Genomic DNA, 23,241 nt, shown 5'->3' with positions numbered 1-23,241 from the left:
GCGGCATGCACAAGGAACAGCGCAGCCTGTGGGATATCCTGGGCACGCAGCCGACCGGCGACGAGCGCGCCCTCAAGCGCGCGTATGCGAAACGCTTGAAGGTGACGCGTCCCGAAGACGATCCGGCCGCCTTCCAGGAACTGCGCGAGGCATATGAATACGCGCTGCGCCATGCGTCCCGGTTTGCTGTGGAGCTGCAGGAACCGCAATCGGCTGAAGCTGAAGCGGCGGAAGTGCCAGAAGCGCCGCCCATGGAACCGGCCGACCTGTGGGGCGTGATCGACGAAGCCGCGCAAGAGCAGTTCCGCCCCCCTGAACAATGGGGCATGGTTGCCATCGACCCGGCGCAGGAAGCGGCCATGCTGTGGCAAGGCTGCCTGGAGCTGGCGCGGCACGCGGATGCCAGCGACGTGCTGGCCGGCATGCTGCAGGACGACGCCATGCTAAACCTCGACGTGCGCGAGGAATTCGAGCTGTGCGCGCTGCGCTACTGCGCCAGCGCCGGCTATGACCTGGGGTTGCGCCAGGCCCTGTTCGAGCAGCTGGGCTGGAACCACGATTTTTCCTACCTGACGCGCAGCCATGCGGATCTGGTGCGCAGCGCCGTGCAGCGCTATCGGGCGGACCGCTCGTTCGACCATTTCAGCGACAACCGCGACAGCTACCCGGGCCTGGACTGCATCATGTCGCAGCAGCAGCCATCGGCCTACGCGCGCCAGCTGTTCGACCAAAAATTTACGCTGCAGCTGCGCGAGCTGCTGCACGCGATACGCTGGCAGCACGCCGAGATGCTGGCCTACAAACTCGATACGGACCTGTTCGAGCAATGGGAACAGGCCGTCCATGCCAAGCGCTACTTCAAGCAGACGGCGCTCGCTTCGGGCGGCCTGGGTTTCGTGCTGCACTTCATGCTCGCTGGCGTGCTCGATGCGGCCGGTCTCAAGCTGGGCGACACGGCTGCCTATGCCAGCCTGCTGGGCTTCCAGGCACTGGCGTTCCTGCTCCTGGCCATGAACGCATGGCAAAAGCCGGCGCCCGCCCATGCCTGGATGGCCTCCTTGGGCGAGGAGCTGCACGCCTGCCTGCCAGTGCTGAGCAGGCACCCAGGCCTGGGGCAATTGGGCTGGCTCATGCCGTTCCTGTGCCTGGCACTGCTGCTATTGCTGCCCGCGCCTGGCGCGCCGCTGCGCATCGCCACCTCGGTGGGACTGTGCCTCACGGCGCTGCTGGCGGCGAAAACCAACTACGCGCTGCTGCGCGGACGCCTGCTGGCCTGCATCCTGATCGCCTTTGCGGCAACCATGGTTTTCACGCTGGACAAGGCCGATACCGGACTGGCAATGAGCGACGGCATCATGCTGCTGTTCTGCGTGCAGGTGCTGGCGCTGCGCTCGATGGCGGGACTATATGTCGATTGCGGCGGGCAGACGCACTTCCTGCCGCGCCTGCGCACAGCCTGGATAGTCGGCTGCGCCATCGCATTCCTGGCCACGTATCTGCACGCCGCGCCAGCGCATGTGCTCGGTGCCATGCTGTTTGTCTGGTCCTGCATCGGCATGCTGTTTGCGCCTTTCGAACTGAACTGGCGCGCCGCGTGGCCACTGGTCATCGCGCCCGCAGCCGCCACCTTCCTGCTCGCCAGCCAGCCCGGTGGCCCGCCAGACCAGGCCATCATCAAGCTGAGCGCCGTACTGGCGCTGTCTGTCCTGTATTTCACCGTGCGTCATCTGTATCTGCAGCAGCGCAGGTCCGCACAAGCAAGCGGGCTGTCATAATCGGTCCCAAGAATTCAAACGCCACTACTTCATACTGAAACAAGCGCCATGTCCACACAAACCAATTTATTTGACGATGCCCAGCCAGAGCCAATCGAGCCGGATGAACCGGTATTCGACGGCGAAGCGCTGACCCTTTCCACCTTTGCCGAGCGCGCCTATCTTGATTACGCCATCTCCGTCGTCAAGGGCCGCGCCCTGCCCGACGTGTGCGACGGCCAGAAGCCCGTGCAGCGCCGCATCCTGTATGCGATGAATGAGCTGGGCTTGAATTCCACCGCGAAGCCGCGCAAATCGGCGGCCGTGGTCGGCGACGTGCTGGGTAAATTGCATCCGCACGGCGACCAGTCCGTGTACGACGCGCTGGTGCGCATGGCGCAGGATTTCTCGCTGCGCTACCCGCTGATCGATGGCCAGGGCAACTTCGGCTCGCGCGATGGCGATGGTGCGGCTGCCATGCGTTACACGGAAGCGCGTCTGACGCCGATCGCCAAACTGCTGATGGATGAAATCGGCATGGGCACGGTGGATTTCCAGCCCAATTACGATGGTTCGACGGAAGAACCGAAGCTGCTGCCTGCGCGCCTGCCGATGGTACTGCTGAATGGCGCCTCCGGTATCGCGGTGGGCCTGGCGACGGAAATCCCGTCGCACAACCTGGCGGAAGTGGCGAAAGCAGCTGTCGCCATGATCCGCGATCCGAAGATGACGCATGCCGAACTGATGGCCATCATTCCCGGCCCGGACTTCCCCGGTGGCGGCCAGATCATCACGCCGCCGTCGCAGATCCAGGACATGTATGCGAGCGGTCGTGGCAGCATGAAGGTACGCGCTCGCTGGAAGATCGAGGAACTGGCGCGCGGCCAGTGGCAAGCCGTCGTGACGGAACTGCCGCCGGGCACCTCGTCGCAAAAAGTGCTGGAAGAAATCGAGGAACTGACGAATCCGAAGATCAAGCTGGGCAAGAAGGCACTGTCGCCCGACCAAGTGGCCCTGAAGGCACTGATCCTCAATTCGCTAGACACCATCCGCGACGAATCGGGGCGCGCCGCGCCGGTGCGCCTGGTGTTCGAGCCGAAGTCGAAGAACCAGGACCAGACGGAATTCATGCTGATGCTGCTGGCGCACACCTCGCTGGAATCGTCGACCTCGATCAACCTGGTGATGATAGGCGGCGATGGACGCCCGCGCCAAAAAGGGCTGGGCGACATCCTGCGCGAGTGGATCGACTTCCGCTTCGAGACCGTCACGCGCCGCACTGGCTACAAGCTGGGCAAGGTCAAGGACCGCATCCATATTCTGGAAGGGCGCGAAGCGATCCTGCTCAATATCGACAAGGTGATTCAGATCATCCGCAATTCGGATGAACCGAAGGCGGCCCTGATCGAGGCGTTCAATCTGTCCGAACGCCAGGCCGACGATATCCTGGAAATCCGCTTGCGCCAGCTGGCACGCCTGGAAACGCTCAAGATCCAGCAGGAACTGGCCGAGCTGCGCAAGGAAGAAAAATCCTTGCAAGACCTGCTCGACAACCCGGGCTCGATGAAGCGCGCCATCATCCGCGAGATCGAAGCGGACGCCAAGCAGTTCGGCGACGCGCGCCGCACTCTGATCGAGGAAGCGCAGAAAGCCGTGGCGGAACAGAAGGTCGTCGATGAGCCGGTCACCGTCATCATTTCGGAAAAAGGCTGGGTGCGCGCGCGCACCGGCATCGGCCACGATGCGGCGCAGTTCACCTTCAAGGCGGGCGATACCCTGCATGGCGCCTTCGAATGCCGCACGGTCGACACCCTGCTTGGCTTTGGCAACAACGGCAGGATTTACTCGGTTCCTGTCTCGGCGCTACCCAACGCGCGCGGCGACGGCGTGCCGATCACGACCTTGTGCGACCTGAGCGGCGGCACGCCGGGCAATGCCGTGCGTATCTTGCACTATTTTGCGGGCAATGGCGCCACCAGCTTGCTGCTGGCGTCCAGCGCCGGCTACGGCTTCATCGCCAAGGCTGGCGACATGAGCAGCCGCCTGAAAGGCGGCAAGGCCTTCATCACCCTGGACGACGGTGACGTGCCCCTGGCGCCGAAAGTCATCCCCGAGGCGGCCAGCGCCCTGGCCTGTTTGACGCAAGGCGCGCGCCTGCTGGTGTTCGGCCTGGATGAAATGAAAACCCTGTCCAAGGGCGGCACCGGTGTCAAGCTGATCGACCTCGATGCCAAGGACAAGATGCTTGCCGTGCAGCCGATCACCCAGCGCGGCGTCGTCGTCTCGGGCATCGGCCGTGCCTCGAAACCGCAGGATGCGTCGCTGGGCGCCACCGCCCTGGCCGAGCACTTCGGCAAGCGCGCGAAAAAAGGCAAGGCACTGGCGGCCAAGCTGAAACCGGTGTCCATGGCGGCCATCGGCTGATCGCCATCGCACCAGACGAAAAGACAGGTTCGCCTGTCTTTTTTTTCGTCCATCGCCGCGCACCGGCAGCAGAAAAAAATTTTACAGATAGTTTTACAGATACTCACCGCGTTCGCGTTATCCCTGCAGGCATGCCACCGGCATGCCGCCCACGAACAGGAGAGCAAGGATGACAAACAACGTTCCAGGCGGGCTGCCATGCAGCGCTTGACCCCGGCCGAACGGCTGGTGGCGGCCATGGCGGCCGAAGGCTTGCCGTATAAAAGCATCGCCCGGGAACTGGGCAAGTCGCCAGCCACCGTACGCAACCAGCTGCATGCGATTTACCAGAAGCTGGACGTGGGCAACCGCACGGCGCTCGCGCACAAACTGCGCGATACGCCTTAAGGCCACGACAGGCGCAGCACCTCGGGCGTCGCTTCAACGATATCGATCACGTCTTGCGCGCCGGCGGGATCACTGAGTGCATAACGGCCCAAGCCCAGGGGCCGCAGCCGGGTCGCTGGGCCGGCGCGCGGACGGTCATCGGGGCCGGGCGCCATCGACGTCAATGTCGCCTCCCCTTGCGCCATGGCGCCGGCGGGCGCGCCAAAATCCAGTACCTTGCGCCCCTTGCGGCTGGGCGGAAAGGCGAATGTGGCCGTGGGCCGGTACACCGCGATACCGTCTGCATCCTCCTCGAAGGAATGCGTCCAGCTACCGCTGGGCAGTGCCGTTGTCATGCCGTGCATGCCGCCTCCCGTTGAACACATTGACGTCTGAAACACCATACCACGCCGCCCAGGCCTTCATAAGCGCTCATGGAGGGCGACCAGGCCGTGAGGGCCCGGTCCGTGTCGATGACGAAGACATCGAGGCGGTTCGGCCCCAGGCCACGACGGGAGAGGAACTCTGGCGCGGCGTGGCAGCCGTGCCGCCCGTCCCGCTGCCGATGCTGGCGCGCGGGCCATCGAGACAAGCCTGCATGCGCGTCACCTGCCCCGCCGTAAACATGAACATGGCGGTATCGTCGACGTAATCCATGTAGTTCATGTACATGTCGCCATTCGGCCCGTTGCTGCAGGAAACGTGGGGGAATACAGGCTGGCCCGTGTTCGGACCGCCCTGGTTGGGCGTGTCGGCCACGTTGTCCGAGCCCGAGCACCCGGTGCCGTCGTCGCCCCAGATATGGTTCAGGTTAAGCCAGTGGCCGATTTCATGCGTGGCCGTGCGCCCCAGGTGGAACGGTGGCGCCGCCGTGCCGGTCGTGCCAAAGGCCGATTGCAGGATCACCACGCCATCGGTGGCGGCCGGACCGCCGGGAAACTGCGCGTAGCCCAGCAAGCCGCCACCGAGCTGGCACACCCATACATTCAGGTAACTGTCGGCCGGCCAGGCATCCATGCCGCCCGTCGCCTGCGACTTGACGGCATCGTCCGCGCCAAAGGATGGCACCGTCGTCTGGCGCCGCTCTATGCCGCTGGTGGCCGCGCCATGCGGATCGATCGTGGCCAGCGCAAACGCCACGCGCGCATCGGCCGTCAGCGGCAGAAACGGCGCCGGCGTGCCATTCACATCCGGATTGACGCGCCGGAAGTCACGATTGAGCACATCGATCTGGCTGGCGATCTGCGCATCCGAAATATTCTGCGCGGCCGCATTCCACACCACGTGCACCACCACCGGTATCTGCGTCACGCCGGAACGCCCTGCAATGCTGGCGTCACCCTCGTACAATCCGGCCAGGTTTTCGATCTCGGCGCGCACGTTCGCATAAGATGGATCGTCGGTCAGCAGGCAGCGATGCACGTCCATCGTGGCGCAGGTGCGCGTCTGCGGCGTAGCGCCACCCTGGCCCCCGTCACCGCCACTGCCGCCACTCCCGCCGCCCATGCCACCACCGCCCGCAACGCCGCCCGTCGCATCAGCGCCGGCCTGCAGCTCACCTTCGACCGGCATGGACTGCATGGCGGACATGGCTGGCCTGCCTTCCGCCGAACCGGTGGACGGTAATTTCTTCGATTGAGCGCTGCTCATGATGTCTCCCTCGTCTGTTTGCCAATTCACTATGGCACGGCGAAAAGAGGAGCATTTGCGCCAGATCAAGACTGGCCAGCGGTGCCACAGAAAAGTGGCCGACGAAAAAAAGACAGCCGAAGCTGTCTTTGGGGCTTGCAGGCCGTGGCCCGCAAACGGGGAATTACTTGGCGGCGGCGGCCTTGACTTCAGCGTCTGCCTTGGCCTTGGCTTCTTCCGTCTTGGTGGCGGCGAGGGCTTTATCAGCGTTCGCTTCCACTTTTTCCTTGGCGACCTTGACGTTCGCTTTCACGGCAGCCTTGGTCGCTTTCGCATCAGCCTTGGCATCGGTTTTATCCGCCTTGGCTTCCGCTTTCATCTTGTCTTCCGCATCGGCGTTGAGGACTTTGTCGTGTGCCTTGGCCTTGGTTTTATTCGCCTTGTGCTGGGCGTCGGCTTTCTTTTCGTCGGCCTTCATTTCGGCCTTGGCGACATTGGCGTCAGCCTTGGCATCGACTTTGGCTTCCGAAGCGGCAGCCTTGTTGACGTCTTTTTGCGCGGAAGCCTGGGCTTTCATGACGGCTTCGGTAGCCGGTGCGGTTTGAGCGAAGGCGGCGGTAGCAAACAGGGTGGCGATGAGTGCGGCGAGTAATTTGTTCATGGATGACCTTTCAATAGGGATTCGAGTTATTTTTACTAAAGGCGGGCAAAATGTTCAAAATTTGCCAGGCATCGCGCTGCTTCCTGATGTAGCGCAATGGCATGACTTCATAGTAAAGATAACTGGCAAACCACACAGTGCGTTAGCGCACTCAACAGAAAATATGTGCCATTCGGCAAACTTCCCATCGTCTGCGATAGCGCTGTCGGCGCCTCATGCACTCACGGCCAGGGCCGCGTGGCGTGCCGCCACCCACTCTTCATTGGCCGGCTCCACGCCCACCACGATGCGGCTGGCATCGCTGGAAATGCGGCTGGCGTTGCGCGCATTGGCCTGCGCGTCGAGCAGGGGGCCAACAAAACCCAGCTCGGCGCAGATGCGCTGGCGCAGTTCAGCGCTGTGCTCGCCGATACCGGCCGTAAACACCAGCAGGTCCAGTCCGCCCAGCACGGCCGTCAGGGCGCCAATCTCGCGCACGATGCGGCGGATATATAACGCCAGCGCGGCGCGGATGCGCTCGCCCGTGGCATCCTGCCGGTCCTGCTGCGCCAGCAGCACGGGCGGATCGGCCGACACACCCGACACGCCCAGCAAGCCAGACTCGTGGTACAGCACATGCGCCACTTTTTCCAGCGACAGTTTTTCGATCTCCATCAGGTAGATCACCGCACCCGGATCGAGCGAACCGCAGCGCGTGCCCATCATCAGGCCGTCAAGCGCGGAAAAGCCCATGGTCGTGGCCACGCTGTGCAAATTCTGCATGGCGCACAGGCTGGCGCCGCTGCCCAGGTGCGCGACGATGACCTTGCCGCGCGCGACAGCACCGAAGCGCTGTTCCAGCACCAGCGACTGGTATTCGTACGACAGGCCGTGAAAACCGTAGCGGCGCAAGCCCCGCTCCCAGGCTTCGTAGGGCAGCGGCAGCATCTGCTCGACCTGCGGCACCGTGTGGTGAAAGGCCGTGTCGAAGCACGCCACCTGGGCGATGTCGGGCCGCGATTCCAGCAGCACCTCGATCGCTTCCAGGGCGAAGGGCTGATGCAGGGGCGCCAGCGGGATAAAACTTTTCAAGTCCGCCAGGACGGTGAAATCGATGCGCACGGGGGCGAAATACTTGCTGCCGCCATGCACCACGCGGTGCGCTACGGCGCGCAGCGGGCGCCCGGCCAGCTGCGCCACGACTTGCGCGCGGATGGTTTCAAGGGCTGCATGATGCGGTTTGTCCGGGTCGAGCTGCAGGGATACAGCCGGCAGGCCGCCGGCGCGGTAAGTGGCGTTTTCGCGGCCGATGCCTTCGACCTTGCCGCTCCATTGCGCCTGCTGCGGCAGCACGCCGCCCGCTTGCTCGAAGAGGGCGAACTTGATGCTCGACGAGCCGCAATTGAGCACCAGTATCAGGCTGCCGTCGGCGGCATGTTGGACGAGTGCGTTCATGGTGGCGTGCTCCGATAATGGTTGGCCAGCATCACGGCGATGGCGCACGAGGCGATGCGGCTGGCGCGCGAATCGGCGCGGCTGGTGAGGATGACGGGCACCTTCGCACCCAGCACGATGCCGGCGCTGTCCGCGTCGCCCATGTATTCAAGCTGCTTGGCCAGCATATTGCCGCTTTCCAGGTCCGGCACCAGCAAAATATCGGCACGGCCCGCCACTTCCGAGACGATGCCCTTGACGGTGGCGGCGGCGATCGAGACGGCATTATCGAAGGCCAGCGGGCCATCGAGGATCGCCCCCGTGATTTGCCCACGGTCGGCCATCTTGCACAGGGCGGCTGCGTCCAGGGTGGCCGGCATGTCCGCGTTCACCGTTTCCACTGCGGCCAGGATGGCCACGCGCGGCCTGGCCACGCCGATCACGTGCGCCAGGTCGATGGCGTTGCGCACGATGTCGGCCTTCATGGCCAGGTTCGGCGCGATATTGATGGCCGCGTCCGTGATGATGAAGGGGCGCGGATATGCGGGCGTCTGCATCAGGAAGCAGTGGCTGATGCGGCGCTTGGTGCGCAGGCCGGCGCTGGCGGCCAGCACGGCCGACATCAGTTCATCCGTGTGCAGACTGCCCTTCATCAGCGCCTCCACCTCGCCCTTGCCCGCCAGTTCGGCACCGCGCGCAGCGGCCGCATGGCTATGCTCGACATCCTCGATGGCGATGCCCTCCAGGCTCAGTCCCGCTTCCAGGGCCACCGCTTCCAGGCGCGCGCGCGGCGCCACCAGCACGGGCGTGATCAGGCCGGCCGCATGCGCGTCAAGCGCGCCTGACAGGCTCAGTTCATCGCAAGGGTGGATCACGGCGACCCTGATCGGCCCCAGGGTGCGCGCGTGCTCCAGCAGGCGCCGCGTGCCGTCGCCGTTATGCAGGCGCACTTCGGGCAGGGTGGCGCGCGCCCTCTCGATCGGCTCGGCGGGCGCGATCACCTGCGCTTCGCCGTCAAGCACCACGGCGCCATGCTGGTTGACGCAGCGGCAGGCCAGGGTCACGTGGCGGTTGCGCGGCTCGAGCGCCGTGACGGTGACGCTGATGGCCAGCGTATCGCCCACGCGCACGGGCTGCAGGAAGCGCAGGGTCTGGCCCGTGTAAACCGTGCCGGCGCCAGGCAGGCGCGTGCCCAGTACGGCGGAAATGAGGGCAGCACCCCACATGCCGTGGGCGATGACGCCCTGGTAGCGGCTGGAGGCGGCAAATTCGGCGTCCAGGTGCTGCGGGTTGTCATCGCCCGACATCACGGCGAAGAGGGCGATATCGTCCATGCTCAGGGTGCGCGTGATACTGGCGGTGTCGCCGATGGCGATCTGGTCGAAGGTTCGGTTACGCACGATATGCAAATCATCGTCTTGGGGAGTAGTCATTTTGGTCTTCTAGGCAGGGGTAGTGTTTTTGGCAGGTTTGCCTTTGGGCCTGGCCTGCGGCAGCGCCTTGACCTGGGCCTTGGTCGCACGCTCGAAGACCTCCAGCATCTGCTGCAGGCTCGCTTCTTCGTCCGGCGTCGGCGCTTCGGGCACTTGCAGCACTTGCTGCAGCCACTCGGCCAGCGCGCCGATGTCGTCCGCGTCGGCGCGCGACAGCAAGGCTGGCAAGGCAGCGATGGCCGCGTCAAAATCATGCAGCATCAAGCGCGCCTGCTGGCGCACGATGCCACGGAATTCTTCCATGCTGAATTCCTGCCGGTATTGCGGCTGGATCAGCTTCAAGGCCAGGTTGACACGGCGCTCGTCGGCGATCATGCGGAAGCGGTAGATGTAGAACAGCGCGCGCACGGCCGCCTCCACCAGGGCGCCGCGCTGCATGTCTTCGTCCATCTTGCGCGTTTCGCAGCGCACGTATTCGCAATGCTCGGGCGAGATGCCGGGATGGGGGCGCGGCGGCGTGGCGTCACCGATGGCTTGTCCGGCCAGCGCCTGTACCAGGGGCGAACCATACACCAGGTCGAAGGTGGTTTCCTGCAGCGTGTCGCGCCAGTCGCGCCAGCTGTTCAAACCGGCCGTGATGGCGCCGGAGATGGCCTCCTGCATGGCCAGCAGCGGATTGTCGGATGCCACCGGCTGGCGCTGGCCGCGCACTTTTTCCGCCTCTTTGGCCACCAGCCTGGCCAGCGGATTGTGATCCGTCCAGCGCTCGTACGACACGCGCAGCGGATGCGCAAGCTGCAAGAATCGCGCCGACTGCGGCGTGACCATGGCGCGCACCCATGGCTGCGCGAAGCTGCGGTACAAGGCCAGGTTCACCTCGGACACGCGCGCGACGGCGGCAAACTTGCGGTCGTTTTCCACGCTAGGCTGCACGATGGCGCGCACGTCCTCGATGCTGCGGTGCTCGACCTGCAGCACGTAGTCGCCACTGGCCAGGTCGGCGTTCGGCGTGTCGGGCGTCTTGTCGACGATCCTCGCTTCGTAGACGCCAGCCGGCAGCAGGTTGATCAGGTCGATATTGCTGGCGAATTTCTGGTGTTCCTTGTGCCCCACCTTGGCCGAGACGAAGATGCCCAGGTGGCCGATGCTGTCATGCACGGCATACACGATGGTCTGATCATGCATCAGCACATCCTTGTCGTCGCGGTACAGGTCCGTGATCCAGCCCAGCGCCTGCGGTGGCGGCGTGATGTTGTCGCCGTTCGAGCAAAACACGACGATGGGGGAGCGGATATTGCGCAAGTCCAGGCGCACGCCATCGGAGGTGATCAACTCCGCCGTGGCCAGGCGGTTGCCGATGAACAGATTGTCGACAATGTACTGCATCTCGACGTCATTGAGGAACACGTGGCCGCCCCAGTATTTTTCAAATTCCAGATAACGGGGCGCTTCCGTGTCGATGTTCGCGTAGAGGTTGTACTGCTTGCTCCACAGGGTGTTGGCCGGGTTCAGCTTCTCGAAATTCTGCACCAGGCTGGCACCGTCGAAGCGGCCGTTGCCCAGGTCGCCCGCCAGCGCCGTGGCCCAGCTGCCCCCCATCAGGCCGCCCGCATAGCGCATCGGATTGCGGCCATGCCAGCCGGCCCAGTACGACACGGGCGCGCCAGCCACGATGATGGGACCGAACAATTCCGGGCGCATGGCCGCCGTCATGAGTATTTGCCAGCCCGCCTGGCAATTGCCGATGACGACGGGCTTGCCCTCGCTGAGCGGATGCAGGGCGATGACTTTCTCCAGGAAGGCTGCCTCGGCGTGCATCACGTCTTCCACCGTCTGTCCCGGCACGGGATCGGGCAGGAAGCCGATGAAGTAGCACGGATGGCCGGCGCGCAGGGCCACGCCGATTTCGCTCTCGGCCTTGAAGCCGCCGATGCCGGGACCGTGGCCGGCGCGCGGATCGACGACGACAAAAGGACGCTTGCTCGCGTCGGGCTGCGGCGCATCGGGCGTCAGGATGCGCGCCAGGCCGTAGTTGACGGGACGCGCCAGCTCCAGGCCGGACATCACCAGTTCGGCGGGGAAGTCCAGCACGTTCGGCACTTCCTCGGCCAGATGCTCCTGGTACTGATTGCCGCGTCGGCGCATCACGTCCGCGTACAGCACGATGCGCTGCCACGAGTCGCGCGCATAGTCGCCCAGCACGCCCAGCGACGGCAAGCCGCCGATGGAGAAAAATGGTGCAGCTTCGGTCTTCATGGCTATCCTTTTCATGCAAAATACGCCGGACCATTCCGGCGCGGGGCCTACGCCATCTGGCTGATGGTCTTGCGAAAGCGCGCCAGAGCGAAGGAAAACAGGGCCGTGCCGATGGCCAGCAGGGCCAGGAACGGTTTCCACACCACGTCGATGCCGGCGCCGCGGTACAAAATCGCCTGGCTCAATTCGACGAAGTGCGTGGTCGGTGCGATCAGCATGATGTTCTGCACCAGTTCGGGCATGCTTTCGCGCGGCGTGCTGCCGCCCGAGAGCATTTGCAGCGGCAGCAGCACGAGGATCAGCAGCATGCCGAACTGCGGCATGCTGCGCGCCACGGTAGCGAGGAAGATGCCCATCGAGGTGGTAGCAAACAGGTGCAGGGCCGCACCGCACAGGAAGAGTGCTATCGAGCCTTCGATGGGCACGTGCAGCATGCCGCGCACCACCAGGTTCAGCGACAGGGCGGCCGCCAGCAGCACCACCAGGCCCATCGACCAGACCTTGCCCAGCATGATCTCGGCCGGCGTCACGGGCATCACCAGCAAGTGCTCGATGGTACCGTGTTCGCGCTCGCGGATCAGGGCCGCGCCGGTGAGGATGATCGACAGCATCGTCACCTGGTTGATGATTTCCATCAGTGAGCCAAACCACGCCTGGCTCAGCGATGGATTGAAGCGCGAGCGCATCACCAGTTCCACCGGCGAGACCGTCGCGCGCCGATATCGTTTGGCGAATTCGGACACCTCGCCGGCAACGATCTGCTGGATGTAGCCGCTGCCGCTGAAGGCCTGGCTCATGCGCGTGGCGTCCACGTTCAGCTGCAATTCCGCCTGGCGCCCACCCAGCACGTCCGCCTGCAGCTTGGGCGGTATCGTCAGCACGAAGGTGTACTGGCCGGCGTCCAGGCCCGCATCGACCTGGCCCTGGTTGATCATCGCCGGCGGCGTGAACTGCGGCGGGAAAAAGGCCGAGGCGATGCGTCCGGACAGCGGCGAGCCATCCTCGTCGACGATGGCGATTGAGGCCATGTGCAGGGTTTCCGGCTTGGCCGTGGCAGCCACGTAGATGGCTAAAGTGAAGGTGTAGAGGATCAGGATCAGCATCATGGGATCGCGGATCAGGCTCCAGATTTCCTTCACGCCCAGGCGGTAGATATTTTCAAGGTGGCGCATACGCTTACGACTCCTGTTTCTTCAGCAGCGCCACCGTCACGCCGAGGATCACGGGAATGGCGACGATCAGTGGCCAGAACGAGGCGTGCAAGTCGCCAAAACCCAGCGCCTTGTTGAACACGCCCCGGCTGATATTGAGCATGTGCGTGGCCGGATACATCAGGCCGATCACCTTGCCTACGCCTTCCATCGACGAGACAGGATTGAGCAGGCCGGAAAACTGGATGGCCGGGATCATGGTGCCGATCATGGTCACGAACAGGGCCGCGATCTGGCTGCGCGTAAACGTCGAGGCGAACAGGCCGATGCCGGTGGCGCAGATATTGAAGATGAAGGTGGCAAAGATCAGGGTCGGCAAGCTGCCCTTGACCGGCACGCCGAAGGCGGTGACCGCCAGCAGCGCCATGAGGACAAAGTTGAGCATGGCCAGCGCCACGTATGGCACCTGCTTGCCGAGCAAAAATTCCAGGCGTGTCACGGGCGTCACGTACAGGTTGATGATGGAGCCCAGTTCCTTTTCGCGCACCACGGACAGCGCCGCCAGCATGGCCGGCAGCATCAGCAGCAGCAAAGGAATCACGGCCGGCACCATGGCGGGCAGGCTTTTCACGTCCGGGTTGTAGCGGTAGCGCGTCTGGATGGCGACCGGGTTGCTCAGCGTGATGCCATAGCGGTGCAAGGCCTGGTCGGCCAGCCACAGCTGGTGCATGCCCTGTACGTAGCCTTGCACGGTTTCGGCGCGCATCGGCATGGCGCCATCGATCCACGCGCCCACCTGCGCTGGCGCGCCGCGCTGCACGTCGCGCGCGAAGCCGGGCGGGATCTCGATGGCCAGCGACAGTTCGCCGCTGCGCATGCGCTTGTCGATATCGGCATAGTCGCGCAGGGGCGGCCGCTCGACGAAGTAGCGCGAGCCGGCCAGGTTATTCGTGTAATTCTGGCTCAGCGTGGTCTGGTCGTGGTCGAGCACTGCGTAACTCAAGTCTTCCACGTCCAGGCTGATGCCGAAGCCGATGACAAACAGCAGCAGCACCGAGCCGCCCAGCGCCAGCGTCAGACGCACAGGGTCGCGGCGCAATTCCAGGGTTTCGCGCCACATGTAGCTGAGCATGCGGCCCAGGCTGAAACGGCTGCGTTGCTGCCGCTGTTCCTGCTGCTGCGGTGCCTGCACTGCCGCTTCCTGCACGGGTGCCGGCGTTTCCTGCACTGTCGCCGGCGCCGTACCGCCACCCGCCTCTTCCAGGTAGGCGATGAAGGCCGCTTCCAGCGATGGCGCGCCCTTCTTGCGTACCAGTTCGGCCGGTGCATCGCTGACCAGCACTTTACCGGCATGCATCAGCGAGATGCGGTCGCAGCGCTCGGCCTCGTTCATGAAGTGGGTGGAAATGAAGATGGTGACGCGGTCGCGCCGCGCCAGCTCGATCATCAGGCGCCAGAAATTGTCGCGCGCGATGGGGTCGACGCCGGACGTCGGCTCGTCGAGGATCAGCATTTCCGGCTTGTGCACCATGGCCACGGCCAGCGACAAACGCTGGCGTATGCCCAGCGGCAGGCTGTCGGGCAAGTCGTCCATCACTGAATTCAAGTCGAAGCGCTGCGCCATTTCATCGATGCGCGCCCCTATTTCGCTGTCGGGGACGTGAAACAGGCGCGCGTGCAGCACCAGGTTCTGGCGCACCGTCAACTCGCTGTACAGAGAAAATGCCTGCGACATGTAGCCGACCCTGCGGCGCGTGTCGATATCGTTGGAATCGACTTCCTTGCCGAACAGCCAGGCCTTGCCTTGCGTCGCAGGAAGCAATCCCGTGAGCATCTTCATGGTGGTCGATTTACCGCAGCCGTTCGAACCCAGGAAGCCGAAAATCTCGCCACGGCCGATGCGGAAATTCACATGGTCGACGGCAGTAAAATCACCGAAGCGCATGGTCAGGTCTTGCGCCTCGATAGCGACGTCCTGCGCGCTGGCCGCGTCCAGCGGCGTGATGATGACGGGCTGGTGGCCTGCACGCTTGGCTTCGGGCAGCAGCTTGATGAAGGCCGCTTCCAGGTTGCTGCTGTCCGTGCGCGCCAGCAGTTCGGCCGGCGTGCCCGTGTCCAGCACCTTGCCGTCATCCATGGCGACCAGCCAGTCGAAGCGCTGCGCTTCGTCCATGTAGGCGGTGGCCACCATCACGCTCATTTGCGGGCGCTGCACGCGGATGCCGGCGATCAGGTCCCAGAACTGGGCCCGCGCCAGCGGATCGACTCCGGTGGTCGGTTCATCGAGAATGAGCAGGTCGGGATCGTGGATCAGGGCGCAGCACAGGCCCAGCTTCTGCTTCATGCCGCCCGACAGCTTGCCCGCCGGGCGCGCCAGGAAGGGCTGCAAGCCCGTGCTGCGGGTCAGCTGGTCGATGCGGCGGCGGCGCTCGGCCGCGTCATGGCCGAACAGGCGCGCGAAAAACTGCAGGTTTTCCTCAACCGACAGGGTCGGATACAGATTCTTGCCCAGGCCTTGCGGCATGTAGGCGATACGCGGGCAGACGTCGTCGCGATGGCGCGCATCGCGCATATCGCCGCCCAGCGCCATCACGCTGCCCTGCTGCACGACGCGCGCGCCGGCCACCAGCGACAGCAAACTCGATTTGCCCACGCCGTCGGGGCCGATCAAGCCCACCATGCAGCCGGCCGGCACGTCAAGATCGATGCCATCGAGCGCCACCGTCTTGCCGTAATGCTGGCTGACGCCCTGGATACTGACGACAGATGGTTTCACGTCCATCGTCACTGCGGGACCTTCGTGGTCAGTTCAGCGGGCCATGCCTGCTTCGCATCGAGACGCACCCAGGCCACGCCAGGCAAGCCCACTTTTACCAGGGCCAGGTGCTTTTGCAGCAGCTCGCGGCTGATCTGCGCCTTGACGCGGAACATCAGCTTCTGGCGCTCGCTGGCCGTTTCCACCGTCTTTGGCGTGAACTGCGCGCTGGCGGCGACAAACGAGATGGTTGCCGGAATCACGTAACTGGGCGCCGCATCGAGGACGATGCGCACTTCGCCGCCCATCGCCACCTTGCCGGCCGCCGTCTCGGGCAGGAAGAAGGTCATGTAGACGTCCGACAGGTCGACCAGGTTAAGCACCTTGCCGCCACCGGCCAGCACTTCGCCCTGCTGCGCCACCAGGTATTGCACGCGGCCGTCGCGCGGCGCCGTCAGCTGGCCATCGGCCAGGTCGGCATCGATGCGCGCCGTGGTCGCCTCGGCCGCCACGACAGCGGAGCGGGAACCGACCACCTGCGCCTTGGCCGCGTCGATGGCCGCCTGCGCCGCCGTGACCTGCGCCCTGGCCGCATTCAGTGCGGCCGCCACGCTGCGCACGCGGGCGCGGTCGTCGTCGAGTTCCTGCACCGAGGACGCGCCCTCCTTCGACAGGGTTTCGGAGCGCGCCAGGCGGCGCCTGGCCGCATCGAGTTCGCTTTCGCGCTGCGCCACCAAAGCCTGGGCGGCTGCCTTGTCGCTCGCGCGCACGGCCACCTGCGCCTGTGCGCCGACCACGGCGTCGGACGACTGCTGCTGGCGCGCGCGCGCCTCGTCGCGCTGGGCCGTCAGGGAATCGACCTGCATGGCGGCCAGCGGCTGGCCAGCCTTGACGAAGTCGCCCTCGCGCACGAGGATCTCCTTGACGCGGCCGGCCAGCTTGGTGGCCACATCGATCTCGGTCGCTTCGATGCGTCCATTGCCGCTGACAAAACCTGCGCCAGGGCCCGTGGGACGCATTTTTTGCCAGGCCACATAGCCCAGCACGAGAACGGCCACGACCAGCGCCGCAGGGATGAGTTTTTTCTTCAATTGAACATTCATGGTATCGAGGCGATCAAATTAGTGGGTGGAAGCGGCGGCGGAGGAGGCGGGCGCGCCGCCGCCCAGCGCCGCATACAGGCTGACCTGGCTCGAAAGCAGAGCGCGGCGCGTCTGCACCAGTTGCTGCTCCACCGTCAGCAGGTCGCGCTGCGCATCGAGCACTTCCAGGTAGGGTGCGGCGCCATTGTCGTAGCGCAGCTTGGCCAGGCGCGCCCGTTCGCTCTGCGCCGCCAGGGTCGTCTTGCCGATGTCGACTTGCAGCGCCAGCCAGCGCCGGTTCGACAGCGCGTCGGCCACTTCGCGGAAGGCGCCCTGCACGCTTTTTTCATAATTGGCCACGGCCACGTCGCGGCGTACTTCGGCCAGGTCCATATTGGCGCGCAAACGGCCCGCGTCAAAAATCGGCAGCACCAGGCGCGGCGCAAGATTCCAGGCGCCGCTGCCAGAATCGAACAGGCCGCTCAATTCCGCGCTGGCCGTGCCATAGGCCGCCGTCAGCGAAATCGTCGGGAAGAAGGCGGCGCGCGCGGCGCCGATATTGGCTTGCGCGGCGCGCAGTTGATGTTCGGCCGCGATCAGGTCGGGGCGCTGCGTGAGCAAAGACGAGGGCAAGCCCGCGTGCAGCGGCTGCAGCACGCTGGCGTCGTCGAAGCGGCGCACCTCACCAGCCACCGGCGTCAGGTCGACCGGGCCGCCCACCAGTTGGGCCAGCGCGTGCGCCTGCACGGCGCGCGCCTGCTCCAGCTGGGCCGCCAGCAACAGGGCCTGGCTAAGCAAGGTTTCCACCTGCGTCAGATCCAGTTTGGAAATCGAACCGACTTCGAAACGGCGCGTAAAAATGCGCAACGATTCGGCGCGGCTGTCGACCGTGGCGCGCGCCAGCGCCACCCGTTCATCGAGTTCGCGCAAGCCCAGGTAGCCGTTGGCGACCTGCGCCACCAGGGCCACGCCGACGGCGCGGCGCGCCTCGTCGCTGGCCAGCAGGGTTTGCAGCGCGCTGTCTTTCAGGCTGCGCACGCGACCCCAGAAATCGAGCTCCCAGGCGCTCACGTTCAAGCCCGCCTGGTACTGCGCGCTCGTCATGGGGCGCCCCGTCACGCTCAAGTCACCGGGCACGCGCGCGCGGCTGCCGGAGGCGCCCAGCGCGATGGTGGGAAATTGTTCGGCGCGCGCAATGCCATACGCGGCACGCGCCTCTTCCACGCGCAGGGCGGCGATGCGGATATCGCGGTTGCTGGCCAGCGCCTGCGCAAGCATGGCCTGCAGGCGCGGGTCGGCAAAGTAGCTTTGCCAGGCGACGTCGGACGCGTGCGCGCCAGCCGGATCGGTTTCCGGATACTGCGCCGCCACGGGCAGCGGCGGTGCCGCATACGGCGGCGCCATCGAGGCGCAGCCGGCCAGGGCAAGCGTAGCGGCCAACGCGGCCATCCTGGCGCATGCAGGTAGAACGGGAACAGGCAAGATCATCTTCTTCCAGTCAATTCAGAATGTTGTAGCCACCGTCGACATACAAGGTGCCGCCCGTGATGGCGCGCGCGCCGTCGCCGGCGAGAAAGGCGCACAGCGCCCCCACGTCCTCGATGGTGGCCAGGCGCCGCATAGGGGAGCGTGCAATGGCGTCAGCCATCAGGCGGTCGAAATGGGCAATCCCGGAAGCGGCCCGCGTCTCCAGGGGGCCGGGCGAGATGGCGTTGACACGGATGCCTTGCGGACCCAGTTCGGCGGCCAGGTAACGCACCGACGCTTCCAGCGCCGCCTTCACGGGGCCCATCAGGCCGTAGTCGGCGATGACTTCCTCCGCACCCAGGTAGCTCATGGTCATCAAGCTGCCGCCGTCCGGCATCAGCGGTTCGGCCAGCTTCGCCATGCGCATGAAGGAGTGGCAGGAAATATCCATCGCCTGCGCAAAACCGTCGGCGGAACTGTCCGTCACGCGGCCATGCAAGTCCTGCTTCGGCGCGTAAGCGATGGAATGGACGAGGAAGTCGAGCCGCCCCCACTGCCGTTCGATCTGCGCGAACAGCGCTTCGAGCTGGCCCGGCACGGCCACGTCGAGCGGCGCCATGATGGCCGCCTGCAATTGCTGCGCCAGCGGCTCCACGTGCGGGCGGGCCTTGTCATTGAGCCAGGTCACTGCCAGTTCGGCGCCGGCCGCGCGCAGTGCGCTGGCGCAGCCCCAGGCGATGCTGTGCGTGTTGGCGATGCCCACCACCAGCCCGCGCTTGCCCTGCAATGGCAGGCACTGCGGCACCGGCGCCGTCATGGCTTGCCCGCAGCCATGAGCGGCCAGGGCATGGCCGCGTTCAGGCATGGCACCGCGCCGGCGCGCACATATGGCAAGGCAATGGGGATATGGGGATGTAAAGCGCTGCCTGCTTCAGCTGCGGTGGTCTGTATCTTCATGAATCTGGCTTCCGTCACTAAGTTCGTGGCCAGCACCAGTGCATTCTCGGGGAACTGGAGCGGGGCGAAATGACTCTACAGCATTTAGATGCGTGATTCGAGCTGAGTCCGATCCGCATTCCATGACGCTTTGAGCTAGGTCAACTATAAGTGCGATTGCGGCATTGCAGCATTGATGTAAATCAAATTTTACCTCAATATTATCTAAATGAAATAATTTTCAAGCAAGCGTGCGGGCATGCCGATTTGATAATAATGCTGGGCTAACGCGACAAAAACAGATTTTGACAACGGTAGGTAATATTACATGAAAAACAAGTATGCGCGGACGGCGGCGGCAGATGGCCGGCGAGGAAGAGACAGGAAGGGGGTCATGCTATTGCGTTGCAACATGACCCGCCGTGCCTTACTGGATAAACAGGAGCAGCATTATTTGCCCGGCGCCGGGGCAGGACGCGAATACAGGTCGATGATGGTACTGATGCCATCCTGGCATACGGAGCAGAACGTCTCGCTGCGGTCAAACATGATGCATTGCATCTCGGGCCGGTAGTAGCCGGACGACTCGTAGTTCGCGCCTTCAAAGGCACCGACGGCATGGCGCTGCGGCGCCTTGGACAATAGCTGCTGCGTGTACGCCAGGTCGGCCTTGAACAAGTCGCTCATCTCGCTTTCCGGGCGATTTTGCGCACGCAGGGCCGCGCGCTGCTTCTGATATTCGCGCGCATGGCTGTCATACGCCTGCTTCGGCCATGGTGTCGGCAGCGGCGTGCCAGCCTGGACGTGGTTCTTCCATTTCAGCCTGGTCGGATCGCGCAGCGCCGTGGCGTTCGGCTCCCACGGTTCCTGGCGCTCGCCATTCGATTGATAGGCCACGGGCGAAGTGTAGTATTCGTCGGCCAGGCCGGCGAAATGGTGGCCGAATTCATGCACGAACAGGTAACTGGCCCAGTCACTATTGGCTGCCGCCGTGCTGAACTGGCCGAAGATGCCGCCACCGCCATAAGTATCGTTATTCACGAGGATTTCGATGAATTCATACGGCGCATATTGCGCCAGGTCGCGCAGCGCGCGGTTATCCGTCGTCAGCACATAGCGCTCGCTGCCGAAGATGTCGTAGCGCGTGCCCAGCGGCGACGCGTGATGCACGCCCGTCGATGGACGCGACACGCCCGACTCCTGCGTCGGCGCTGCCAGGGCCCACACGTTGAAGTCATTGGCCCGCTCGCGAAATGGCGAAACGGTAAACAGGTGCTCGGCCAATTTTCGCGCCGTCGCTTCGAACTTGCCCATCTCGGCTGCCGTGTAGCCATCGCCCATGATCAGCAGGTCGACCTTGTCGCTGGAGGGCCCACTGATGCGGATCGGGATCGGCTTGACGGGCGCCGGCGGCAGCTTGCGGATCACGTCTTGCGCGGCCGGGTCGACATCGGTGCTCCACACAACGGAAAACAGGCCGCGCTCGTCGCGCTTGAGGATGCGCACGCGCACGGGATGCTCGGGCTGCGGGAAGCGCACGGATTCCTGAAACGCGCGCGTGGTGGTTTTCGCTTCATCGGTGCTGGCCCACTCGCCGAAGATGGTGGAAAAACCGCGCGAGTACAGCACCTTGCCCGACTTGATATCGACCACTTCCAGCAGGTTGTTGCCACGGTTGCTGTCGTCGATGGGGCGCGCCGGATTGCCCGGCCATGGCAGGGGTTCGACCAGCACGCGCTCGACTGCATAATGCTCGCCCAGCGCATTGCCGCTGTGCTGATAATCGAGGCGCATGGTGGCCGGCAGCGGCGCATAGGCCGCCTGCGCGGCAGGGAGCATGCCGGTTGCGAGCGCCAGCGCGCACAGGAAGGAGCGAATCGGAGTCTGCTGCATGTCATTCCTAAAACGGTAGAAAAACAGGTGAAGGGAACGGTTTTCCAAACAATCAGCGGGCCTGTCGGCAGGTGCAGGGAAAACCGCTGCGTCACATTGTAGCGAGAGCAAGCGAGCGTGCAAAGCAGCCATTTCAGTCGCTGCGCTTGACCATGCGCGCGAACCGATTTATATTAGATTGATTAGTCGATTAATTAATTAACAGAGAAAACGGACGGAACCATGCGCACCATCGACCCCGGCAAACACGCGGCGCGCCGCGACGCCATTCTCGCTGCGGCGCGCAGCTGCTTTGCGCGCAAGGGCTTTCACCAGACCAGCACCGCCGCCATCTGCGCGCAAGCAGGCATGAGCCCAGGCAACCTGTTTCATTACTTCCCCACCAAGCAAGCCATCATCGCCGCCATCGTCGACCAGGAAGGCGGCGAGACGGCTGCCTATTTTGCCGGCGCGCAAGGCAGCACCGATCCCCATGGCGCCCTGCTCGCCTTCATGGACCTGGTGCTGGCGCTGGCGGCCGACGCAGATTTTGCGGCACTGGCACTGGAAATTTCCGCCGAAGCGATGCGCGACACGGATGTCGCGGCCAGGGTGGCGCGCAATGACGCCAGCCTGCGCGGCGGCCTGCAAACCTTGCTGGAAAAGGCGGCCACGCGGGGCCAGATCGACGCCGCACTGGACGCCGCGCAAACAGCCAGCTGGATCGCCGCGCTGATCGACGGCATCTTCAACCGGGTCGCCGTCGATCCCCATTACGCGCCGCTGGCGCAGCGGGCCAGCCTGCACCTGTTATTGGCGCGCTTCCTGCGCCCTGCCCTGTCATGAGTGGCGCCATGACGGCAACATCGGCGCGCATCGCCGACGTCGACGCCCTGCGCGGCTGCGCGCTGTTCGGCATTTTGGTCGTCAATATCGGCGCCTTCGCCACGCCCTGGTTCGGCTTGGGCATGGATGATCCGGCCTTTCACGGCTGGGCCGACAGGGCCACGCATTTTCTCGTCGCCCTGCTGTTCGAGACCAAGTTCTACCTGCTGTTTTCCTTCCTGTTCGGTTACAGCTTCTCCTTGCAGAGGCAGGCGGCGACGCGCGCCGACGCGCCGTTCATGCCGCGCATGCTGCGCCGGCAGGCGGGCCTGTGGCTGATCGGTGCCCTACATGCCGTATTCCTGTTTCACGGCGATATACTCACCACCTACGCCGTGCTGGGCATCGTGCTGCTGGCGCTGCATCGCTGCGGCGAGCGCCAGGCACTGTCCATTGCCTTGATGCTCGTCGCCGTCTGCGTGGCATTCTGGGCCGGCATGGCCTGGCTGCAAAGCCTGCAACCGGCGGGCGACGCTGCGGACAACGCCGTGGCGATGGCACAGAAAGCGGCGGGCGCGCTGGCCGCCTATCGCGCCACGCCAGCGGCCGTCGTCCATCAGCACCTGCGCGAACTGAGTGAAATCTGGATCGTCCTGCTGCTGGTGCAGGCGCCATGCGCGCTGGCCATGTTCCTGTGCGGCCTGGCCGCCGGCAAGCGCGAGATGCTGCTGCACCCAAGCGATTATCTGCCGCTGCGCCGCCGCATGCTATCGGCCGGCGCGCTGGCGGGATTGCCCGGCGCCGCCATCTATGCGTGGACCTCCGTGTATGGGGACAGCCAGGCATGGCAAGTGGCGGGACTGGCCGTGGGCCTGGCGAGCGCGCCGCTGCTGGCGGGCGCTTACCTGGCGCTGGCGCTGGCCCTGTTCGAGCGCCTGCGCGACGGCACGCTGTTTTCCCTGCTGGCCGACACGGGCCGCATGGCCCTGTCGAACTACCTGCTGCAGTCGGCCATCTGCGCCTGGCTGTTCCTCGCATATGGCGCGCGGCTGATGGGCAGTGTCTCGCCGTTTGGCGCGCTGGCGCTGGCCGTCATCATCTTCTGCGTGCAGCTGCCCCTGAGCCGCTGGTGGCTGCGCGGCCACGCGTATGGCCCTGTCGAGTGGCTACTCAGGGCGCTGACGATCGCCGCGTGGCCGCGCTGGCGGCGGTAGCAC

At 64.7% G+C, this 23,241-nt stretch carries 17 protein-coding genes; 5 read left to right on the top strand and 12 right to left on the bottom strand.

The window, feature by feature from the left end; all coding sequences use genetic code 11:
* The first annotated feature begins 5 nt into the window (after positions 1-5).
* The 3 genes from K0F85_RS07880 to K0F85_RS07870 all read left to right on the top strand — a co-directional run bounded on the left by K0F85_RS07880 (position 6) and on the right by K0F85_RS07870 (position 4,565).
* Complete coding sequence (locus tag K0F85_RS07880) at positions 6-1,775, top strand: J domain-containing protein (RefSeq protein ID WP_219115484.1); 1,770 nt, start codon at positions 6-8, stop codon at positions 1,773-1,775.
* A gap of 48 nt (positions 1,776-1,823) precedes the next feature.
* Positions 1,824-4,178 carry a DNA topoisomerase IV subunit A gene (parC, locus tag K0F85_RS07875; RefSeq protein ID WP_219115483.1) on the top strand — a complete coding sequence of 785 codons (2,355 nt, stop codon included), beginning with the start codon at positions 1,824-1,826 and terminating at the stop codon, positions 4,176-4,178.
* 198 nt (positions 4,179-4,376) lie between these two features.
* Positions 4,377-4,565: a helix-turn-helix transcriptional regulator gene (locus K0F85_RS07870; RefSeq protein ID WP_219115482.1), complete on the top strand. Its 189-nt coding sequence runs from the start codon at positions 4,377-4,379 to the stop codon at positions 4,563-4,565.
* Here the strand turns inward: K0F85_RS07870 and K0F85_RS07865 are convergent.
* The 12 genes from K0F85_RS07865 to K0F85_RS07810 all read right to left on the bottom strand — a co-directional run bounded on the left by K0F85_RS07865 (position 4,562) and on the right by K0F85_RS07810 (position 21,220).
* Complete coding sequence (locus tag K0F85_RS07865; protein WP_219115481.1) at positions 4,562-4,909, bottom strand: hypothetical protein; 348 nt, start codon at positions 4,907-4,909, stop codon at positions 4,562-4,564. The two genes, K0F85_RS07870 and K0F85_RS07865, sit on opposite strands and share 4 nt — an antisense overlap.
* 67 nt (positions 4,910-4,976) lie before the next feature.
* Positions 4,977-6,194, bottom strand: coding sequence for a zinc metalloprotease (locus tag K0F85_RS07860; protein ID WP_219115480.1), 1,218 nt, complete (start codon positions 6,192-6,194; stop codon positions 4,977-4,979).
* Between the two features lie 163 nt (positions 6,195-6,357).
* Entirely contained in the window at positions 6,358-6,834 is a 477-nt protein-coding gene (locus K0F85_RS07855; RefSeq protein WP_219115479.1) for a hypothetical protein, read from the bottom strand.
* 213 nt (positions 6,835-7,047) lie between these two features.
* Complete coding sequence (locus tag K0F85_RS07850) at positions 7,048-8,268, bottom strand: acetate/propionate family kinase (protein ID WP_219115478.1); 1,221 nt, start codon at positions 8,266-8,268, stop codon at positions 7,048-7,050.
* Entirely contained in the window at positions 8,265-9,680 is a 1,416-nt protein-coding gene (locus K0F85_RS07845) for a bifunctional enoyl-CoA hydratase/phosphate acetyltransferase (RefSeq protein ID WP_219115477.1), read from the bottom strand. The genes K0F85_RS07850 and K0F85_RS07845 overlap by 4 nt, the downstream gene beginning before the upstream one ends.
* A gap of 9 nt (positions 9,681-9,689) precedes the next feature.
* Positions 9,690-11,936, bottom strand: a complete 2,247-nt coding sequence (locus tag K0F85_RS07840) for a DUF3141 domain-containing protein (RefSeq protein WP_219115476.1) — start codon at positions 11,934-11,936, stop codon at positions 9,690-9,692.
* Positions 11,937-11,983: 47 nt separating this feature from the next.
* Positions 11,984-13,108 (bottom strand): ABC transporter permease, encoded by a 1,125-nt coding sequence (locus tag K0F85_RS07835; RefSeq protein WP_219115475.1) that lies wholly within the window; start codon positions 13,106-13,108, stop codon positions 11,984-11,986.
* Between the two features lie 4 nt (positions 13,109-13,112).
* A complete protein-coding gene (gene rbbA, locus K0F85_RS07830; protein WP_219115474.1) occupies positions 13,113-15,869 on the bottom strand; it encodes a ribosome-associated ATPase/putative transporter RbbA in 2,757 nt (918 codons plus the stop codon).
* A gap of 2 nt (positions 15,870-15,871) precedes the next feature.
* Positions 15,872-16,945 carry an HlyD family secretion protein gene (locus K0F85_RS07825; protein ID WP_219115473.1) on the bottom strand — a complete coding sequence of 358 codons (1,074 nt, stop codon included), beginning with the start codon at positions 16,943-16,945 and terminating at the stop codon, positions 15,872-15,874.
* 18 nt (positions 16,946-16,963) lie between these two features.
* The gene (locus K0F85_RS07820; protein ID WP_219115472.1) at positions 16,964-18,412 is read right to left on the bottom strand and encodes an efflux transporter outer membrane subunit; all 1,449 of its coding nucleotides are present in this window, start codon (positions 18,410-18,412) and stop codon (positions 16,964-16,966) included.
* 10 nt (positions 18,413-18,422) lie between these two features.
* Positions 18,423-19,208: an enoyl-ACP reductase FabI gene (fabI, locus tag K0F85_RS07815; protein WP_219115621.1), complete on the bottom strand. Its 786-nt coding sequence runs from the start codon at positions 19,206-19,208 to the stop codon at positions 18,423-18,425.
* Positions 19,209-19,777: 569 nt separating this feature from the next.
* Entirely contained in the window at positions 19,778-21,220 is a 1,443-nt protein-coding gene (locus K0F85_RS07810; RefSeq protein ID WP_219115471.1) for an IgA Peptidase M64, read from the bottom strand.
* Positions 21,221-21,442: 222 nt separating this feature from the next.
* On the opposite strand from K0F85_RS07810, the gene K0F85_RS07805 reads away from it, so the two are divergent.
* Positions 21,443-22,045, top strand: a complete 603-nt coding sequence (locus tag K0F85_RS07805) for a TetR/AcrR family transcriptional regulator (RefSeq protein WP_219115470.1) — start codon at positions 21,443-21,445, stop codon at positions 22,043-22,045.
* An 8-nt stretch (positions 22,046-22,053) separates the two neighbouring features.
* The gene (locus tag K0F85_RS07800; RefSeq protein ID WP_219115469.1) at positions 22,054-23,238 is read left to right on the top strand and encodes a DUF418 domain-containing protein; all 1,185 of its coding nucleotides are present in this window, start codon (positions 22,054-22,056) and stop codon (positions 23,236-23,238) included.
* Positions 23,239-23,241 lie beyond the last annotated feature (3 nt).

This window comes from Janthinobacterium sp. UMAB-56 (genome assembly GCF_900095265.1).
In the GTDB taxonomy this organism is placed as follows: Bacteria; Pseudomonadota; Gammaproteobacteria; order Burkholderiales; family Burkholderiaceae_D; genus Janthinobacterium.
The sequence above is the reverse complement of the archived record's forward strand: the minus strand, read 5'-3'. Positions and strand labels throughout refer to the sequence as shown.

What these genes read in the sequence shown, in the direction of transcription:
- K0F85_RS07870 (WP_219115482.1), top strand. Translation starts at nt 4,377, where the DNA reads ATGCAGCGCTTGACCCCGGCCGAACGGCTGGTGGCGGCCATGGCGGCC.
- fabI (WP_219115621.1), bottom strand. Translation starts at nt 19,208, where the DNA reads ATGACGGCGCCGGTGCCGCAGTGCCTGCCATTGCAGGGCAAGCGCGGG.
- K0F85_RS07825 (WP_219115473.1), bottom strand. Translation starts at nt 16,945, where the DNA reads ATGAATGTTCAATTGAAGAAAAAACTCATCCCTGCGGCGCTGGTCGTG.
- rbbA (WP_219115474.1), bottom strand. Translation starts at nt 15,869, where the DNA reads ATGGACGTGAAACCATCTGTCGTCAGTATCCAGGGCGTCAGCCAGCAT.
- K0F85_RS07850 (WP_219115478.1), bottom strand. Translation starts at nt 8,268, where the DNA reads ATGAACGCACTCGTCCAACATGCCGCCGACGGCAGCCTGATACTGGTG.
- K0F85_RS07865 (WP_219115481.1), bottom strand. Translation starts at nt 4,909, where the DNA reads ATGCACGGCATGACAACGGCACTGCCCAGCGGTAGCTGGACGCATTCC.
- K0F85_RS07840 (WP_219115476.1), bottom strand. Translation starts at nt 11,936, where the DNA reads ATGAAGACCGAAGCTGCACCATTTTTCTCCATCGGCGGCTTGCCGTCG.
- K0F85_RS07800 (WP_219115469.1), top strand. Translation starts at nt 22,054, where the DNA reads ATGACGGCAACATCGGCGCGCATCGCCGACGTCGACGCCCTGCGCGGC.
- K0F85_RS07810 (WP_219115471.1), bottom strand. Translation starts at nt 21,220, where the DNA reads ATGCAGCAGACTCCGATTCGCTCCTTCCTGTGCGCGCTGGCGCTCGCA.
- K0F85_RS07855 (WP_219115479.1), bottom strand. Translation starts at nt 6,834, where the DNA reads ATGAACAAATTACTCGCCGCACTCATCGCCACCCTGTTTGCTACCGCC.
- parC (WP_219115483.1), top strand. Translation starts at nt 1,824, where the DNA reads ATGTCCACACAAACCAATTTATTTGACGATGCCCAGCCAGAGCCAATC.
- K0F85_RS07805 (WP_219115470.1), top strand. Translation starts at nt 21,443, where the DNA reads ATGCGCACCATCGACCCCGGCAAACACGCGGCGCGCCGCGACGCCATT.
- K0F85_RS07835 (WP_219115475.1), bottom strand. Translation starts at nt 13,108, where the DNA reads ATGCGCCACCTTGAAAATATCTACCGCCTGGGCGTGAAGGAAATCTGG.
- K0F85_RS07845 (WP_219115477.1), bottom strand. Translation starts at nt 9,680, where the DNA reads ATGACTACTCCCCAAGACGATGATTTGCATATCGTGCGTAACCGAACC.
- K0F85_RS07880 (WP_219115484.1), top strand. Translation starts at nt 6, where the DNA reads ATGCACAAGGAACAGCGCAGCCTGTGGGATATCCTGGGCACGCAGCCG.
- K0F85_RS07820 (WP_219115472.1), bottom strand. Translation starts at nt 18,412, where the DNA reads ATGATCTTGCCTGTTCCCGTTCTACCTGCATGCGCCAGGATGGCCGCG.
- K0F85_RS07860 (WP_219115480.1), bottom strand. Translation starts at nt 6,194, where the DNA reads ATGAGCAGCGCTCAATCGAAGAAATTACCGTCCACCGGTTCGGCGGAA.